Source organism: Brevundimonas albigilva (assembly GCF_023573565.1).
Taxonomy (GTDB): Bacteria; Pseudomonadota; Alphaproteobacteria; order Caulobacterales; family Caulobacteraceae; genus Brevundimonas; species Brevundimonas albigilva.
This window is the reverse complement of sequence record NZ_CP097649.1, coordinates 2,988,198-3,003,606: the sequence shown is the minus strand read 5'-3', so window position 1 is coordinate 3,003,606 and position 15,409 is coordinate 2,988,198. Positions and strand designations below refer to the sequence as shown.

Sequence of the window (15,409 nt, the reverse complement as noted above, 5' to 3'; positions counted from 1 at the left end):
GAAGCCCCTGAAGGTCGATCATTGTCATGATCGCCGTTCAGCTTGGAAGGATTGTGCGGCGCCGCATACGAGTAGGCCGCCGGGTGGGGGAACCCGGCGGCCTGCGCGGGCCGACGCTTGGGGAGGGGAGGGCGCGCCGGTCTCGCTTGCGCCGCGGTTCGGAGGGGGGAGTGTCCCGCGGCGTTGATGCGGAGATGGGGAGCCGGCGACGGCGTTCAAGGCCCCGCGCCGCATGGAATCGCGACAAGGCGCCGCAGCGGCCGTTCAGCCTTCCTCCCCGGCGTCGCGGGTCTTTCGCGACCGTCCCGGACCGTCCCGGGCGTCCGGTTCGGAGGCGTAGGGCTGGCCGTCGCCGGACAGCAGCACCGCCATCCAGCGCGAGCCCCGGAATTCGGCCAGGATCGCCATGGCCATGACGGCCAGGGGGGTGGACAGGAACATGCCCACCACGCCCCACAGCTTGCCCCAGAAGGCCAGGGCCAGCAGCACCACCACCGGGTCGATGTTCTGGTTGTCGCCCTGCATCCGCGGCTGGACCATGTTGCCGACCACGAACAGGATGGCCTGCAGTCCGCCCAGCAGGATCAGGGCCGGCCAGTAGCTGTCGAACTGGACCAGGGCGAACAGCGGCGGCGCCAGGCCCGCGATCGCCCCGCCCAGCACGGGGATGAAGCCGACGATGAAGATGACGAAGGTCCAGAACTCGGCGTTCTGCAGCCCCACGGCCCGCATCAGGATCCACGCCGCCACGCAGATCATGGCCCCGGTCACGGCCTGGACCCACAGATAGCCCTCGACCCCGCCGCGCACGCGCTGGAACACGGCCAGGGCCTCGGTGCGCTGATGCCGGTCGGGGAACATGTGCACGATCTTGCGCTGGAAGCCGGCGCGCGAGGCCAGGAGGAAGCCCAGATAGACCAGGACGAAGAAGGCGCCGGACGCCACGCCCTGGGCCTGGAACGCCAGGCTGGTCAGATAACCCCGCAGGTCGACCCCGCGCAGCAGGTCCTGGGCCGTCGGCGGGTCGTTCTGGCCGAACAGGCTCCAGACGTCGCGGATGATCTGGTCGATGCGCGGGCCCAGGTTCTGGGACACGCCCGACGCCTCGCCGAAGAAGCCGGCCGCGCCGTTCACGATGATGGCGATGGAGGCGAAGAAGCCCAGGACCACCAGGGCCAGGGCGGCGACGCCGGCCCAGCGCGCCGTCAGCGCCGTGCGGGTCTCGACCCAGCGCTTCAGCCCGTCGATCATGATCATCAGGAAGATGGCCATGGCCAGGGGCGTCAGGATGTCCCGGAGCCAATAGACCGCCGCGCCCGCCGCCACCGTGGCGATCAGGGCCAGGGCGTTTCGGGCCACGACGGAACTGGGCACGGCGACGGGCGACTTCATGGGTCCGTTGTCGGCGGCCCCGACGGCGGCGTCAACTCGGGCACGCAGGCGGTTCCGGCCGGCCGGCGACTGCGCTAGAGCTTGGGGGCGAGTCGCGCGGAGACCCTTCATGACCGACGCCGTTCCCGGCCTTTTCCTGGGCCAGTCCGATCAGGGCCAGGCCGAGCGCCTGCTGTTCCACCGGGCCAATCGCCACGGCGTCGTCGCCGGCGCCACGGGCACGGGCAAGACGGTGACGCTGCAGATCATGGCCCAGGGCTTTTCCGATGCGGGCGTGCCGGTCTTCTGCGCCGATGTGAAGGGCGACCTGTCCGGCGTGTCCCAGGCCGGCGCGCCCAACGAGAAGCTGACCGCGCGGGCGGCGGACATGGGCCTGACCCTGACGCCGCGCGCCGCGCCGACGGTGTTCTGGGACCTGTACGGCGAAAAGGGCCATCCGATCCGCACCACCATCAGCGAGATCGGCCCGGTGCTGATGGCGCGGATGCTGAACCTGAACGACGTCCAGGAGGGCGTGCTGACGGTGGCCTTCCACGTCGCCGACAAGGAAGGCCTGCTGCTGCTGGACCTGGAGGACCTGCGCAGCCTCCTGGCCTATGTCGGAGAGAACGCCGATCGGATCGGACGCGAGGTCGGCAACGTCGCCCCGGCCTCCGTCGCCGCCATCCAGCGCGCCCTGCTGCAGCTGGAGCAGCAGGGCGGGGCCGCCTTCTTCGGCGAACCGGCGCTGCGGCTGGAGGACATGATGCGGACCGGCCTGGACGGGCGCGGCCAGGTCAATGTGCTGGATTCCACGCGGCTGATGAACAGCCCGCGGCTGTATGCGGCCTTCCTGCTGTGGCTGCTGTCTGAACTGTTCGAGCAGCTGCCCGAGGTGGGCGACCCCGACAAGCCGCGCCTGGTCTTCTTCTTCGACGAGGCGCACCTGCTGTTCAACGACGCGCCCAAGGCCCTTCTGGAAAAGGTCGAGCAGGTCGTGCGGCTGATCCGCTCCAAGGGCGTCGGCGTCTATTTCGTCACCCAGAACCCGGCCGACATTCCCGACAGCGTCCTGGCTCAGCTGGGCAACCGCATCCAGCACGCGCTCAGGGCCTACACCCCCTCGGAGCAGAAGGGGCTGAAGGCGGCCTCGCAGAGCTTCCGCGTCAATCCGGCCTTCGACACCGCCGAGGCCATCCAGGGACTGGGCGTGGGCGAGGCCCTGGTGTCGGTGCTGGACGACAAGGGCGCCCCGACCGTGGTGGCCCGCACCAGGATCCGCCCGCCGGACTCCCGCCTGGGTCCCGCCACCGACGCCGAACGCGCCGCCGTCATGGCCGCCAGCCCCGTGCGCGGCCTCTACGACCAGGTGGTCAACCGCGAATCCGCCGAGGAGATCCTGGCCGCCCGCCACGCCGCCGCCGACCAGGCCGAGGCCCAGGTCCGGGCCCAGGCCGAGCAGGCCAAGGCCGCCGAGGCGCGCGCCAAGGCCGACGAGAAGGCGGCCAGGGAGGCGGCGCGGGAGCAGGCCCGGGCGGCGCCGCGCGCGCCGGCCCGCCGCAGCGCCAGTCGCCAGACGCCGATGGAGGCCCTGACCAAGTCGGTGCTGCGCACGGCCGGATCGACCCTGACGCGCGAACTGCTGCGCGGCGTGCTGGGCGGGCTGAAGCGGCGCTGAACGCCCCTTGAATCCGGGGCGGGCGGGGCGCATCTGCGCACCATGTTCATCCAGACCGAACCCACGCCCAACCCGAACGTGCTGAAGTTCCTGCCCGGCCGCGATGTCTCGCCGGACGCGGCGCTGGAGTATCGCACCATCGACGCGGCGACCGCCTCGCCCCTGGCCGAGGCCCTGTTCCAGCTGGAAGGCGTCGACGGCGTCTTCTTCGGCGCGGACTATGTGTCGGTCACGCGCCAGGCCCAGGGGCCGGACTGGACCGAGATGAAGCCGGCGATCCTGGCGGCCGTCATGGACCATTTCGTCTCGGGCCAGCCGCTGACCCGCGACGGGGCGGGGGCCGAGACCCACGCCGAGGACGACAGCGAGATCGTGGCCGAGATCAAGGCGCTGCTGGACAGCCGCATCCGTCCGGCCGTGGCCCAGGACGGCGGCGACATCCTGTTCGATTCCTTCGACGAAGAGACCGGCGTCCTGTCCCTGCGGATGCGGGGCGCCTGCTCGGGCTGTCCGTCGTCGTCGGCGACGCTGAAGGCGGGGGTGGAGCAGATGATGCGCCACTATGTTCCTGAAGTGACGCGGGTGGAACAGACGCTCTGACCAACCTTTACGGGTGAGGTGAAACGATTTCGTCTCGCCTTGGCGGGCAAGCGGCGCCATCCTTGCGCCATGTCGCGCTTCCAGCCCGATCCCGACGCGCTTCGCCTGGGCGAAGCCCTGGCCGCCCTGCGCCGCGATCGCGGCCTGTCGCAGGCCGAAGCCGGCGCGCGCCTGGGCATGACCAGCCAGGGTTGGGGCCTGTATGAGGCCGGCCGTCGCCCGGGCCTGTTCCGCCCCGACGTGCAGCGGCGGCTGACTGCGGCGCTGGACGCCTCGCCCGAGGATCTGGCCCTTGCGCGCGAAGGCCTGGGCGCCCCGCCGGACAGCGGGGCCGCGGACGCCCCGGCCCCCGACGGTCTGGAGGCGCGGGGACGCGGCTTCGACACCCCATCGCCCCGCGTCAGGCGGCTGCAGATTTCTGACGACAGCCTGGCGCCCTGGGCCGAGTCCGGCGTGGTGGTGGAATACCGGCCCGGTCAGTGGCCCCGCCAGGGGCAGGGATGCGTCTTGGAGATGATCGACGGCTCGGTGCGGGTGCGGCTGTATCGCGGCGCCGACGCCGAGGCCCTGCATCTGGCCGGCGCGGGCGCCCTGGACGCGGTGGAGACCGTTCCCCGCCGCCAGACGGCCCTGGTCTCGGCGGTGGTCGCGCGTCTGGACGGGTGAAACCTTACGGTTGCAAATCATTTCGTTTCATGAAACGGTCTGGTTGTTCTGAACGGAGACCGCCAGATCGCATGACCGCCCGATCCGCCAAGGCCGTGGACGCCGTCGTCGGCGCCCGGATCGCCGTTCGGCGGCGCGCCCTGGGTCTGTCGCAGACGGCGCTGGCGGGCCTGGTCGGCGTCAGCTGCCAGCAGATTCAGAAGTATGAGAACGGGCAGAACCGCATCTCGGTGTCGCGTCTGCACGCCCTGTCGCTGGCCCTGGGCCTGCCGGTCGAAGCCTTCTTCCCGGATCGGCCCGACGGAGAGGACGCCGCCGAACTGACCACCCTGCGCGCCCTGACGACCACGCCCGAGGGCCAGGCCCTGGCCGACGGCTTCGCCCGCATCCACGACCCGGCCGTGCGCCGGGCCCTGACGCGGCTGGTCGAGGTTCTCGCGGCGGCCTAGGCTCGCGGGCGATCCGGTTCTAGAACGCCGGCATGACTGTTCTGGTGATCGACACGGCGCTGGGCGCCTGCACGGCGGCGGTGTTCGACGGCGAGCGGCCGCTGGCCGTCCGGTTCGAGCCGATGGCCAAGGGGCACCAGGAGCGTCTGGGCGGTCTGGTCCGCGACGTCGTAACGGAAGCCGGAGGCCAGGCGAAGACCGGCTTCGACGCCGTCGAGCGGATCGGCGTCACGGTGGGGCCGGGCTCCTTCACCGGACTGCGCGTCGGCCTGGCCTTCGCCCTGGGATTGGGGGCGGCGCTGGACCGGCCCGTGCTGGGCCTGTCGACGCTGGAAGCCCTGGCCGCGTCCGTCGCCGATGACGGCGGTCCCGTCGCGGCCCTGGTCGACGCGCGGCGAGGGCAGGTCTATGCGCGCCTGTTCGACGCCGGCGGTCCGCTGGGGCCGGATGCGGCCTTGACGCTGGAGGACGCGGCGCGCGCCGTCCAGGCCCTGGGCCGCCCGGCGCGATGGGTCGGAAGCGGCGCCCCCGTCCTGGCCGAGGCCTTTCCCGATCTGGCCAGGCTGGACCTGGATCCGCGCGTCGCCCCGTCGCCGCAGGCCCTGGCGCGCCTGACCCGGGCGGGCGATCCGGCCACGCGCCCGCCCCGACCCCTCTATCTGCGCGCGCCCGACGCCACCCCGCCCAGCCGCCTGCCGGGCCAGCCGCGCCCGGGCCCGGCGGATCGGGCGTCGCGATGAGCGATCCGACGGCCCTGGCCGCCCTGCACGCCAGCGCCTTTCCCGCGCCGTGGAGCGCGGCGGTCTTCGCCGATCTGCTGGCCCAGCCCGGCGTCTTCGCCGTGGCCGAGGCGGACGGCTTCATCCTGATGCGCGTGGTGCTGGACGAAGCCGAGATCCTGACCCTGGCGGTGCGGCCTGCGGCGCGCGGCGCGGGCCTGGGCGGGCGGCTGGCGGGGCAGGGCGCGGTCCGGGCGGCGCAGGCCGGCGCGACCCGGATCTTCCTGGAGGTGGCCGAGGACAACGCCGCCGCCCGCGCCCTCTACGACCGCGCCGGTTTCCGACAGATCGGGCGGCGCCGGGGCTATTACGACGGCGGCCGGACCGACGCCCTGGTGCTGGAACGCGACCTGGTCGACCGGCCGGACACGGCGGCGCTTCCCTGACGCGACGACAGCCCCTATTCTAGGGGCATGGACCGGATCGAAAAACTCTGCGCCGAGCGCGGCATGCGCATGACCGAGCAGCGTCGGGTGATCGCCCGCGTGCTCTCCAACGCCGAAGACCACCCCGACGTGGAGGAGCTGTACCGCCGCGCCTCGGCCATCGACCCGCACATCTCGATCGCCACCGTCTATCGCACGGTGCGGCTGTTCGAGGAGGCCGGGGTGGTCGAGAAGCACGACTTCGGCGATGGCCGCAGCCGCTATGAAGAGGCTGGCGACGACCATCACGATCACCTGATCGACACCCGCTCGGGCGAGGTGATCGAATTCTTCGACGCCGAGATCGAGCGGCTGAAGACCGAGATCGCCGAACGGCTGGGCTTCGAACTGATCGGCCACAAGCTGGAACTGTACGGCGTGCCGGTCGAGGGGGCCGAGCCGTCCAAGCGCGAGGGGCTGATCTTCAAGCGTCACGCCGCGCGCGTCGATCCCGAGACGGCGTCCTGACGTCGAAAGGCCGGATTCGACGCGCTCAAGTAGCGCAAAGCGCGATAGCGCTCTAAAGAGCCGCGATGACCGACACCCTGGTTCCGCAAGCGGCCGAGGCCGAGGCCGAACACGCGCCGACCAAGCGCCTGTTCATCAAGACCTACGGCTGCCAGATGAACGTCTATGATTCCGAGCGCATGGCCGATGTGCTGCGCCCGCTGGGCTATGCGCCGACCGAGACGCCGGACGACGCCGACTTCGTCATCCTCAACACCTGCCACATCCGCGAGAAGGCCGCCGAGAAGGTCTATTCCGAGCTAGGCAAGCTGAGAGAATTGAAGGACGCGAAAGCGGCGACTTCGAACACGACGATGACGATCGCCGTCGCAGGCTGCGTCGCCCAGGCCGAGGGCGAGGAGATCATGCGCCGCCAGCCGGCGGTGGACCTGGTGGTCGGCCCCCAGGCCTATCACCAGCTGCCCGAGCTGCTGACCCGCACGGCGCGGGCGCGGGGCGAACGGATCGGCGCCGACTTCGCCCCCAACGACAAGTTCGACGCCCTGCCTGCGACGCGCGGCGGCGACGGGGTGACCGCCTTCCTGACGGTGCAGGAGGGGTGCGACAAGTTCTGCACCTTCTGCGTGGTGCCCTATACGCGCGGGGCCGAATGGTCGCGGCCGCTGGCGGCCGTGCTGGACGAGGCTCGCGCCCTGGCCGATCGGGGCGTGCGCGAGGTCACCCTGCTGGGCCAGAACGTCAACGCCTATGACGGAGAGCGGGCGGACGGAAAGAAGGCGACCCTGGCCGAGCTGGCCCATGCCCTGGCCGAAATCCCCGGCCTGGACCGCATCCGCTATACGACCAGCCACCCCAACGACATGTCCGACGACCTGATCGCGGCGCACGGCGATCTGGACGCCCTGATGCCCTATCTGCACCTGCCGGTTCAGTCGGGTTCGGACCGCATCCTGCGGCTGATGAACAGGAAGCACGGGCGTCAGAAGTATTTCGACCTGATCGAGCGCATCCGCGCCGCGCGGCCGGACATGGCGCTGTCGGGCGACTTCATCGTCGGCTTCCCCGGCGAGACCGAGCGGGACTTCGAGGACACGATGGACCTGGTGCGGCGCGTGAACTACGCCAGCGCCTTCTCCTTCATGTATTCGCCGCGCCCCGGCACGCCGGCCGCCGGCATGGGCGCCCAGGTCCCGCCCGAGGTCGCCAAGGACCGGCTGCACCGGCTGCAGGCCCTGTTGCTGGAACAGCAGGTGGCCTTCAACGCCGCCCAGGCGGGGCGCACCCTTGACGTCCTGTTCGAGAAGAAGGGCCGCCACGGCCGCCAGGCCATCGGCCGCTCGCCCTATCTTCAGTCTGTCCATGTCGACGACGCGGATCATCTGATCGGGAAGATCGTTCCCGTCGAGATCGTCAGCGGTCAGCAGAACAGCCTGACCGGAAAACCGATCGCCCCCGTCCCGTCTTCGCGGGACCTTGGAGTCTCCGTGCTTGGCGCGTGAAAGCGAATTCATTCCCCTGAACGACGCCGAGCTGCGCGCGGTGGTCGGACCCAACAGCCGGCACGTCGCCCTGATCGAGGACGCCTTCAAGGTGCTGGTCGAGGCGCCGGGCGGCGGCGTGTCGGTCAACGGCGGCGCCCGCGACCGCGGCGACGCCCGCCGCGTCATCGAGGACCTGGCCAAGCGGGCGGCCCTGGGCGCCGAGGTGACGGAAGCCGACGTGCGCGCCGCCCTGGGCCAGGCCCGCGGCGGCAAGGGCACGCCGGGCATGGCGGCGGCGGGCGTGTCCCTGCCCGGCGGCAAGCGCGGCGCCATCGTGCCCAAGACCAAGGCCCAGGCCGCCTATCTGGACATGCTGGGGCGGTGCGAACTGAGCTTCGGCGTCGGGCCGGCCGGCACGGGCAAGACCTTCCTGGCGGCGGCCTACGGCGCCAGCCTGCTGAGGCGGGGACAGGTGGACCGGCTGGTCATCACCCGTCCGGCGGTCGAGGCGGGCGAGAAGCTGGGCTTCCTGCCGGGCGACCTGAACGAGAAGGTCGATCCCTATCTGGCCCCCATCTGGGAGGCGCTGAACGACATCCTGGGGCCCGAGGACGTCCAGCGCCGCCGCGACAAGGGCGAGATCGAGGCCGCGCCCATCGCCTTCATGCGCGGCCGCACCCTGAGCCACGCCTTCGTCATCGTCGACGAGGCCCAGAACACCAGCCGCCTGCAGATGAAGATGGTCCTGACCCGGCTGGGCGAGGGGGCGCGCATGGTGGTGACGGGCGACCCGTCGCAGATCGACCTGCTGAATCCGCGTGATTCCGGCCTGGCCCATGCGCTGCGCATCCTGGACGGCGTTCAGGGCGTCGGCATCCTGAAGTTCGCGGCCGAGGACGTGGTGCGCCACGCCATGGTCGAGCGGATCGTGCGCGCCTATGACGCCGACGCGGCGCGCCGCCTGCCCGCGCCCGACCTCGAAGACGACGCATGATCGAGGTCGAGGTCGAGGCGGGCGCCTGGACGGCCGCCCTGCCGGACGCCGAGGCCGTCGCCGCCCGCGCGGCCAAGGCGGCGCTGGGGACGGTCGAGGGCGACGTGGTCGTGCTGCTAAGCGACGACGCGGCGGTGCGCGCGCTGAACGCGCGCTTCCGCGACAAGGACCGGCCGACCAATGTGCTGTCCTTTCCCGCGCCGGAGAACGCCTTTCCGCACCTGGGCGACATCGTCCTGGCCCACGGCGTCTGCGCCGAGGAGGCGCAAGTCCAGGGCAAGACCCTGGCCGACCACTTGAGCCATCTGGTCGTCCACGGCGTGCTTCACCTGCTGGGCCGCGACCACGAGGACGACGCCGAGGCGGAAGAGATGGAAGCCGAGGAGCGGGATATCCTGGCCGGGCTGGGCGTGGCCGACCCTTACGCCGCCGAACGCGAGGGGCGGGCATGACGCCCGACGCCGTGCTGAACCGGATGGCCGCGCCGATCCGCGCCCTGCCCGAACCGCGTCGCCGGCGGGCCTGGCGGACGATCCGCATCGTGCTGGCGCTGCTGGCGGGGGCCGGGGCGGCGCTGGCGCATCCGCCGTTCGGGGTCCTGATCGGCCTCCTGGGCTATCCGCTGCTGATGATCCTGGCCGAGCGGTCCGACCGTCCGCGCGGGGCCTTCTGGATGGGGTGGCTGGCGGGGTTCGCCTATTTCTTCATCGGCTGCTGGTGGGTGGCCGAGGCCTTCTTCGTCAATCCCGAACAGGCGTGGATGGCGCCGTTCGCGGCCAGCCTGCTGCCCGCCGGGCTGGGCCTGTTCTGGGGCGGGGCCTGCGCCCTGTATCGCCGGTTCGCGCCCCTGGGGGCCGTGCGCGTGCTGCTGTTCGCGGCCCTGTTCTGCGCCTTCGAATGGCTGAGGGGCCATGTGCTGACCGGCTTTCCGTGGAACCCGGCCGGCGCCAGCTGGCGCGCGGGCGGGGCCCTGTCGCAGTTCGCCTCGGTCGCCGGCGTCTATGGGCTGAGCCTGGTCACGGTGGCCGGCGTCACGGCGCTGGGTCCCCTGGTCGGGCCGGGTCCGTGGCGGGGCCGCTGGATGTCGGCCGGGCTTGGGCTGGCCGCCCTGATCGGGGTCGCCGGCTTCGGCGCGGCGCGGCTGGGCGGGGCCGAGCTGCGCTTCACCGACACGGTGGTGCGGATCGTCCAGGCGAACGTGGACCAGGAATCGAAATGGACGCCCGAGGCCTACCGCTCGATCGTCGAGCGCTACCTGCGGCTGACCGCGCAGCCGGCCGCGCGCAGACCGGACGTGGTGGTCTGGCCCGAAGGATCCCTGCCCGCCGCCGACTATCAGGTGTTCGCGCCCGGCGCCTGGGAAGGCGAGGGGATCGCCCGGGCCCTGCAACCCGGCCAGACCCTGCTGATGGGCCTGGCGCGGGGCGAGGCGGACCCGGCGGCGCCCGACGGCGCGCGCTATCACAACAGCCTGTTCGCCCTGCATGACGAGGGCGGGGCGGGCCTGCGGGTCGCGGCCGTCTATGACAAGCACCGGCTGGTGCCGTTCGGCGAATATCTGCCGCTGGGGTCGGTGATGACGGCGGTCGGCCTGCGCAGCCTGGTGCATATGCCCAGCGACTTCTCGGCCGGGCCGACGCCGGCGCCGATCAGCCTGCCCGGCGCGCCGCCGGTCCAGCCGCTGATCTGCTACGAGAGCCTGTATCCCGGCTTCACGCCCGGAGCGGCGGGGCGGCCGGCGTGGATCGTGAATGCGTCCAACGACGCCTGGTTCGGCAAGACCTCCGGGCCGCGCCAGCATCTGAACCTGGCCAGCTATCGCGCCATCGAGACGGGCCTGCCCATCGCCCGGGCCACGCCGACGGGGATTTCGGCCATGATCGATCCCTGGGGACGGATCGTCGACGGCGATCGGCTGGACCCCGGCGTCATGGGGGTGATCGACGCGCGCCTGCCCCAGGCGGCGGGCGTGACGCCCTATGGCCGGTGGGGCGACGGGCCGTTCGGCCTGGCGCTCCTTCTAAGCGTGGCCTTAAGCTTGTGGCCTCTGGCGGCGCGCATTAAGGTTCGTCCCGATTCGGTACAGTCAAGCAGGGTGTGAGATGGCGCGCGGCGAGGACACTCAGGATCCGCACCCCGTCGATCGCCACGTCGGACGTCGCGTCCAGGAAAAACGCCTCGGGCTGGGGCTCAGCCAGACGGCGCTGGGCAAGGCGGTCGGCGTCAGCTTCCAGCAGATGCAGAAGTACGAGAAGGGCCAGAACCGCATCTCGGCGTCCAAGCTGTTCGAGATCGCGGATTTCCTGAACGTCGGCATTCCCTACTTCTTCGACGGCTACAGCAGCCGGCCCGGCCTGGCCGAGGAAACCGCGCCGGCCTTCGATCACGACCATCCGGCCACGCGCCAGTCGCTGGAGATCGCGCGCCTGGCCCCCCAGCTGCCGCTGCGCAAGCAGAAGCTGATCCTGGAGATGATGCGCGAGATGCTGGAGGACGGCGCCGGGGAGTAGGCGCTGCGGCGGCCTGTCGGTGGATGCGCGGGCTCGCGCGGGCTAGGGTGGCGCCGCCTCTTGCCCGACGGATGCCCCATTTGCGCCTGCTCCTGATGATCCTCGGCCTTCTGCTGGCGCCCGTCGCGGCCCAGGCCCAGGCCGTGCAATCGCCCGCGGCCGCCGCCCTGGTCGGGCTGGGACCGCAAAGGACCGAGCGGATCGAGGCCGAGCTGGTCGCGATGTCGCAATGGGCCACGCCCGGATCGACCCTGATCGTGGCGGTGCGCCAGGACATCCAGCCGGGCTGGCATACCTATTGGCGCAATCCGGGCGATTCCGGCGGGCCGACGACGCTGGACTGGACCCTGCCGGCGGGGGTCAGGGCCGGCGAGATCGTCTGGCCCCTGCCCGAGCGCCAGCGGCTGCAGAGCCTGGTCAACTACGGCTATTCCGGGTCGGTGCTGCTGCCCGTGCCGATCGAGGTTCCGGCCTCGGCCCGGCCGGGCCAGGTGCTGGCGCTGCGGACCCAGGCGCTGTTCATGGTGTGCAGCGACCAGATGTGCGTGCCCGACGAGCTGCCGCTGGCCCTCGACATCGAGGTCCGGGACGGCGCCGCGCCGCTGGACCCCGCATACGGCGCGGCCATCCAGGCGGTGCTGGTCCAGGCGCCGCGGCCGGCGCCGATCCAGGCGCGGATCGCGCTGGAGAACGGGCGGCTGACGCTGAGCGCGGCGGGCGGACCGCTGGCGGGGGCGGACATCGGCCGGGCGCACTTCTTTGCCTTCCAGGGCGGGATCGTCGACCATGCGGCGGACCAGACGGCGATGCGGGGCGATGCGGGGCTGACCCTGACGCTGGCGCCGGGACGCGGGGCGCGCGGCGGCCTGACCGGGCCGGTCGCGGGCGTGCTGGCCACTGACGCGGGCGCGTGGGAGATCACGGCCGAACCCGGCGCGGCGCTGGGCGGGACGACGGGACGCGCCATTTCGGGCGAGGCGGGCGAGCGGCAGGCCGCGGCGGGCGGCGGCGCGACGACGGCGGCCGGGCTGTTGCAGGCGGCGCTGCTGGCGCTGCTGGGCGGGCTGATCCTGAACCTGATGCCCTGCGTCTTTCCCATATTGGCGATGAAGGCGGCGGCGCTGTCGGCCTCGGCGCACGAGACGCGGGTCGCGCGGCGCGACGGCCTGCTGTTCCTGGCGGGGGTTCTGGCGACCTTCCTGGTGCTGGCCGGGGCCTTGCTGGCGCTGCGGGCGGGGGGACAGGCCGTCGGCTGGGGCTTCCAGCTGCAGTCGCCGGCGGTGATCGCGGTCCTGGGTCTGCTGATGCTGGCGGTGGCGCTGAACCTGTCGGGGGTGTTCGACATCGGCGGGTCGCTGCAGGGCGGGGCGGGGCGGCTGTCGCACGTCTCGGGCGGGGCGGGCGCCTTCCTGACCGGGGTGCTGGCGGTGGTGGTGGCGGCGCCCTGCACCGCGCCCTTCATGGCCGTGGCCCTGGGCGCGGCCCTGGTCATGCCGTGGCCCGCGGCGCTGGGGGTCTTCCTGATGCTGGGGCTGGGGCTGGCCCTGCCCTATGTGGTCGTCAGCCTGTCGCCGGGCCTGCTGCGGCGCTTCCCCCGGCCGGGGCCGTGGATGGAGCGGCTGCGACGGCTGCTGGCGTTTCCGATGTACGGCGCGGCCCTGTGGCTGGCCTGGGTGTTCGCGCGCCAGACCGGCGGCGCGGCCCTGGCCCTGCTGTTCGGGGCGGGCCTCATGCTGGCCCTGGCCCTGTGGCTGTTCGGCCTGATGCAGGGCGAGCGGGCTGCCGATCGAAGGGGATGGCTCAGCGGGGCGGCGGCCCTGATCGCCTTGGCGCTGGCCGCGGTCGCCGGCGTGGCGGCGGCGCGGGCGCCGGCGGTCGAGCCCGGCGAGGCGTCGGCCGAAACCGTGCTGGCGTCGCAGCCCTGGTCGCCCGAGGCGGTGCGCGCGGCTCAGGGTCAGGGCCGGCCTGTCCTGGTCAACTTCACCGCCGACTGGTGCGTGACCTGCAAGATCAACGAGGGCGCGGCCCTGTCCTCGGCCCGCGTGGGCCAGGCGATCACGGCGACGAACGCGGTCTATCTGGTCGGCGACTGGACCCGGCGAGACGACGCCATCGCCCGCGAGCTGGAGCGTCATGGGCGCTCGGGCGTGCCGCTGTATCTGCTGTATCCGGCGGGCGGGGGCGAGCCGCGCATTCTGCCGCAGCTGCTGACCGAGGGGCTCGTGATAGAGTCGCTTCAGGAGGCCGCGCGCTGACCGCGGCCCGTATCAGGGAAACGCCGTCATGATCCGCCGCCTGACCCTCGCCGCCTTCGCCACGCTGACGCTCGTCGCGTGCCAACAGCAGGAGGCCGCCGCGCCCGTTGAGACCGCATCGACCGAAGCGAACCCGGCCGCCGCGACGCAGGCGGGGATGGCCCCGGCCTTCACCCTGGTCGACGCCGAGGGGACGCAGCGCTCGCTGGCCGACTTCCGGGGCAAGACCGTGGTGCTGGAGTGGACGAACGAGGGCTGTCCCTACGTCCAGAAACACTATGGCGCCGGGGCCATGCAGGCCTTGCAGCGCGAGGCGACCGGCGACGGCGTGGTCTGGCTGACCATCGTGTCCTCGGCGCCCGGCGCGCAAGGCTTCGTCGAGGGCGAGGCGGCGCGCGCGTTCAAGGCCAAGCACGACGGCGCCTGGACCCACCTGCTGCTGGATCCGACCGGCGAGGTCGGCAAGCTGTACGACGCCAAGACCACGCCGGACATGCGGGTCATCGATCCCCAGGGCCGCATCGTCTTCGAGGGCGGCATCGACGACCGGCCGACCAACAGGCCCGAGGACCTGGACGGCGCGACCAACTTCGTCCGCGCGGCCCTGACCGACATGGAGGCCGGCCGGCCGGTCCAGACCCGCTTCGCCCAGCCCTACGGCTGTTCCATCAAATATCCGGAGACGGTGGAGGGGTAGGGATCAGTCGGCGGGCGCGATCTCGATGACGATGCGCCGCTGATCGCCGCCGATCACCATCTTGGCCTGTCCGCCCTTTGCCATCGCCAGGCTCGGCTCGGCCAGTTTGTCGTTGCCGCGCCACAGCGACGTCGTCAGCACCAGTCCCTCATCGGTCGTATAGAGTGTGGCGTTGAAGGCGTGTCCGCCGTCCCGATCGGACCCCTGCACGCTGACGTCCCCGTCCTCGGCGATCAGCGCCTCGCCCCGCATCTGGGTGACGCCATGATCACTGACGGAATAGGAGATGACATAGCGCGGCGGCGCTTCGGCGAAGCCAGACAGCCCGAACAGGGCGACTGTCGCCGCTATCAGGGTCCGTCGCATCGCCAGGGTCTCTCCGTCAGGTGATGGAACGACGATAAGTGAGTCGCGCCGCGCGGGAAAGGACGCTACCTCTGGTTGTATAAGAAATCTCCCTCTCCGCAGGGGGGTGGGCGAAAGTCTGCGCCGCCCCTACACCTCCGGCTGCGGCGGGGCGGTGATGACCTCGACGTTGTCGTTCAGCAGATAGGACAGTTCCGACAGGGCCACGGCGCGTTCGGCCGGGGTCGGGGCGGCCTGGACGGCGGCGACCTTCTTGGGGATGTCCTCGGAGATGCCGCGCAGGATGCACTTCAGGTCGCCGTCCGTGCCGCGCTCCTTCAGGATCAGGTGACCCTGCATGTCCAGTTGGGACAGGGCCTCGGCGCGGGTCTTGAAGCCGGTGAAGACCGGGCCGGCGAAGAAGCCGTCGGCGTCGGCGGCGCGGGACGCGGCCCAGCCGTCGACCAGGGCCTTCAGCTCGGTCGACCGGGCGATGATGTCGGCGAACAGCGGCTCGCCCGCCACCGACGTCGGCGCGCCCGGCGCGGCGGGCGGCTGGGCCGCGGCCTGGGCCACCGCGGGATTGGAGACCATCAGGGCGATGGAAAGGGCGACGCCGCAGGACATGGGGACCTCGAGGGGCTGACTTCCTGTTTCAACGTCCGCTAGGACGTTGGACCAGGATACGCCC

At 71.8% G+C, this 15,409-nt stretch carries 17 protein-coding genes; 14 read left to right on the top strand and 3 right to left on the bottom strand.

Annotated elements, in window-relative coordinates; translation table 11 throughout:
* Positions 1-264 precede the first annotated feature (264 nt).
* The gene (locus M8231_RS15005) at positions 265-1,392 is read right to left on the bottom strand and encodes an AI-2E family transporter (protein ID WP_249749365.1); all 1,128 of its coding nucleotides are present in this window, start codon (positions 1,390-1,392) and stop codon (positions 265-267) included.
* A gap of 109 nt (positions 1,393-1,501) precedes the next feature.
* Here M8231_RS15005 and M8231_RS15000 point away from each other — a divergent pair, with 109 nt between their 5' ends.
* From M8231_RS15000 to M8231_RS14935, 14 genes are all read left to right on the top strand, one after another.
* Entirely contained in the window at positions 1,502-3,049 is a 1,548-nt protein-coding gene (locus tag M8231_RS15000) for a helicase HerA-like domain-containing protein (protein WP_249749366.1), read from the top strand.
* Positions 3,050-3,091: 42 nt separating this feature from the next.
* Positions 3,092-3,649, top strand: a complete 558-nt coding sequence (locus M8231_RS14995; RefSeq protein ID WP_250201851.1) for a NifU family protein — start codon at positions 3,092-3,094, stop codon at positions 3,647-3,649.
* 69 nt (positions 3,650-3,718) lie between these two features.
* Positions 3,719-4,315 (top strand): helix-turn-helix domain-containing protein, encoded by a 597-nt coding sequence (locus M8231_RS14990; protein WP_249749367.1) that lies wholly within the window; start codon positions 3,719-3,721, stop codon positions 4,313-4,315.
* A gap of 71 nt (positions 4,316-4,386) precedes the next feature.
* Positions 4,387-4,764: a helix-turn-helix domain-containing protein gene (locus M8231_RS14985; RefSeq protein WP_249749368.1), complete on the top strand. Its 378-nt coding sequence runs from the start codon at positions 4,387-4,389 to the stop codon at positions 4,762-4,764.
* Between the two features lie 32 nt (positions 4,765-4,796).
* The gene (tsaB, locus tag M8231_RS14980) at positions 4,797-5,504 is read left to right on the top strand and encodes a tRNA (adenosine(37)-N6)-threonylcarbamoyltransferase complex dimerization subunit type 1 TsaB (protein WP_249749369.1); all 708 of its coding nucleotides are present in this window, start codon (positions 4,797-4,799) and stop codon (positions 5,502-5,504) included.
* The gene (gene rimI / locus M8231_RS14975) at positions 5,501-5,929 is read left to right on the top strand and encodes a ribosomal protein S18-alanine N-acetyltransferase (RefSeq protein WP_250201850.1); all 429 of its coding nucleotides are present in this window, start codon (positions 5,501-5,503) and stop codon (positions 5,927-5,929) included. Before tsaB ends, rimI begins: the two co-directional genes overlap by 4 nt.
* A gap of 27 nt (positions 5,930-5,956) precedes the next feature.
* The gene (locus M8231_RS14970) at positions 5,957-6,436 is read left to right on the top strand and encodes a Fur family transcriptional regulator (RefSeq protein WP_249749371.1); all 480 of its coding nucleotides are present in this window, start codon (positions 5,957-5,959) and stop codon (positions 6,434-6,436) included.
* A gap of 65 nt (positions 6,437-6,501) precedes the next feature.
* Complete coding sequence (gene miaB / locus M8231_RS14965) at positions 6,502-7,935, top strand: tRNA (N6-isopentenyl adenosine(37)-C2)-methylthiotransferase MiaB (RefSeq protein WP_249749372.1); 1,434 nt, start codon at positions 6,502-6,504, stop codon at positions 7,933-7,935.
* Positions 7,925-8,911 (top strand): PhoH family protein, encoded by a 987-nt coding sequence (locus tag M8231_RS14960; RefSeq protein ID WP_249749373.1) that lies wholly within the window; start codon positions 7,925-7,927, stop codon positions 8,909-8,911. The genes miaB and M8231_RS14960 overlap by 11 nt, the downstream gene beginning before the upstream one ends.
* Positions 8,908-9,363 carry an rRNA maturation RNase YbeY gene (gene ybeY, locus M8231_RS14955; RefSeq protein ID WP_249749374.1) on the top strand — a complete coding sequence of 152 codons (456 nt, stop codon included), beginning with the start codon at positions 8,908-8,910 and terminating at the stop codon, positions 9,361-9,363. The genes M8231_RS14960 and ybeY overlap by 4 nt, the downstream gene beginning before the upstream one ends.
* Before the next feature lie 23 nt (positions 9,364-9,386).
* A complete protein-coding gene (gene lnt / locus M8231_RS14950) occupies positions 9,387-11,012 on the top strand; it encodes an apolipoprotein N-acyltransferase (protein ID WP_430641219.1) in 1,626 nt (541 codons plus the stop codon).
* Between the two features lies 1 nt (position 11,013).
* Complete coding sequence (locus M8231_RS14945; RefSeq protein ID WP_249749376.1) at positions 11,014-11,421, top strand: helix-turn-helix domain-containing protein; 408 nt, start codon at positions 11,014-11,016, stop codon at positions 11,419-11,421.
* A gap of 71 nt (positions 11,422-11,492) precedes the next feature.
* Positions 11,493-13,676 carry a protein-disulfide reductase DsbD family protein gene (locus M8231_RS14940; RefSeq protein WP_250201849.1) on the top strand — a complete coding sequence of 728 codons (2,184 nt, stop codon included), beginning with the start codon at positions 11,493-11,495 and terminating at the stop codon, positions 13,674-13,676.
* 28 nt (positions 13,677-13,704) lie between these two features.
* The gene (locus tag M8231_RS14935) at positions 13,705-14,373 is read left to right on the top strand and encodes a redoxin domain-containing protein (RefSeq protein WP_250201848.1); all 669 of its coding nucleotides are present in this window, start codon (positions 13,705-13,707) and stop codon (positions 14,371-14,373) included.
* Between the two features lie 3 nt (positions 14,374-14,376).
* On the opposite strand, the gene M8231_RS14930 is transcribed toward M8231_RS14935, so the two are convergent.
* Positions 14,377-14,739, bottom strand: coding sequence for a hypothetical protein (locus tag M8231_RS14930; RefSeq protein ID WP_249749380.1), 363 nt, complete (start codon positions 14,737-14,739; stop codon positions 14,377-14,379).
* A gap of 129 nt (positions 14,740-14,868) precedes the next feature.
* A complete protein-coding gene (locus tag M8231_RS14925) occupies positions 14,869-15,345 on the bottom strand; it encodes a hypothetical protein (RefSeq protein ID WP_249749381.1) in 477 nt (158 codons plus the stop codon).
* Between the last annotated feature and the right edge of the window lie 64 nt (positions 15,346-15,409).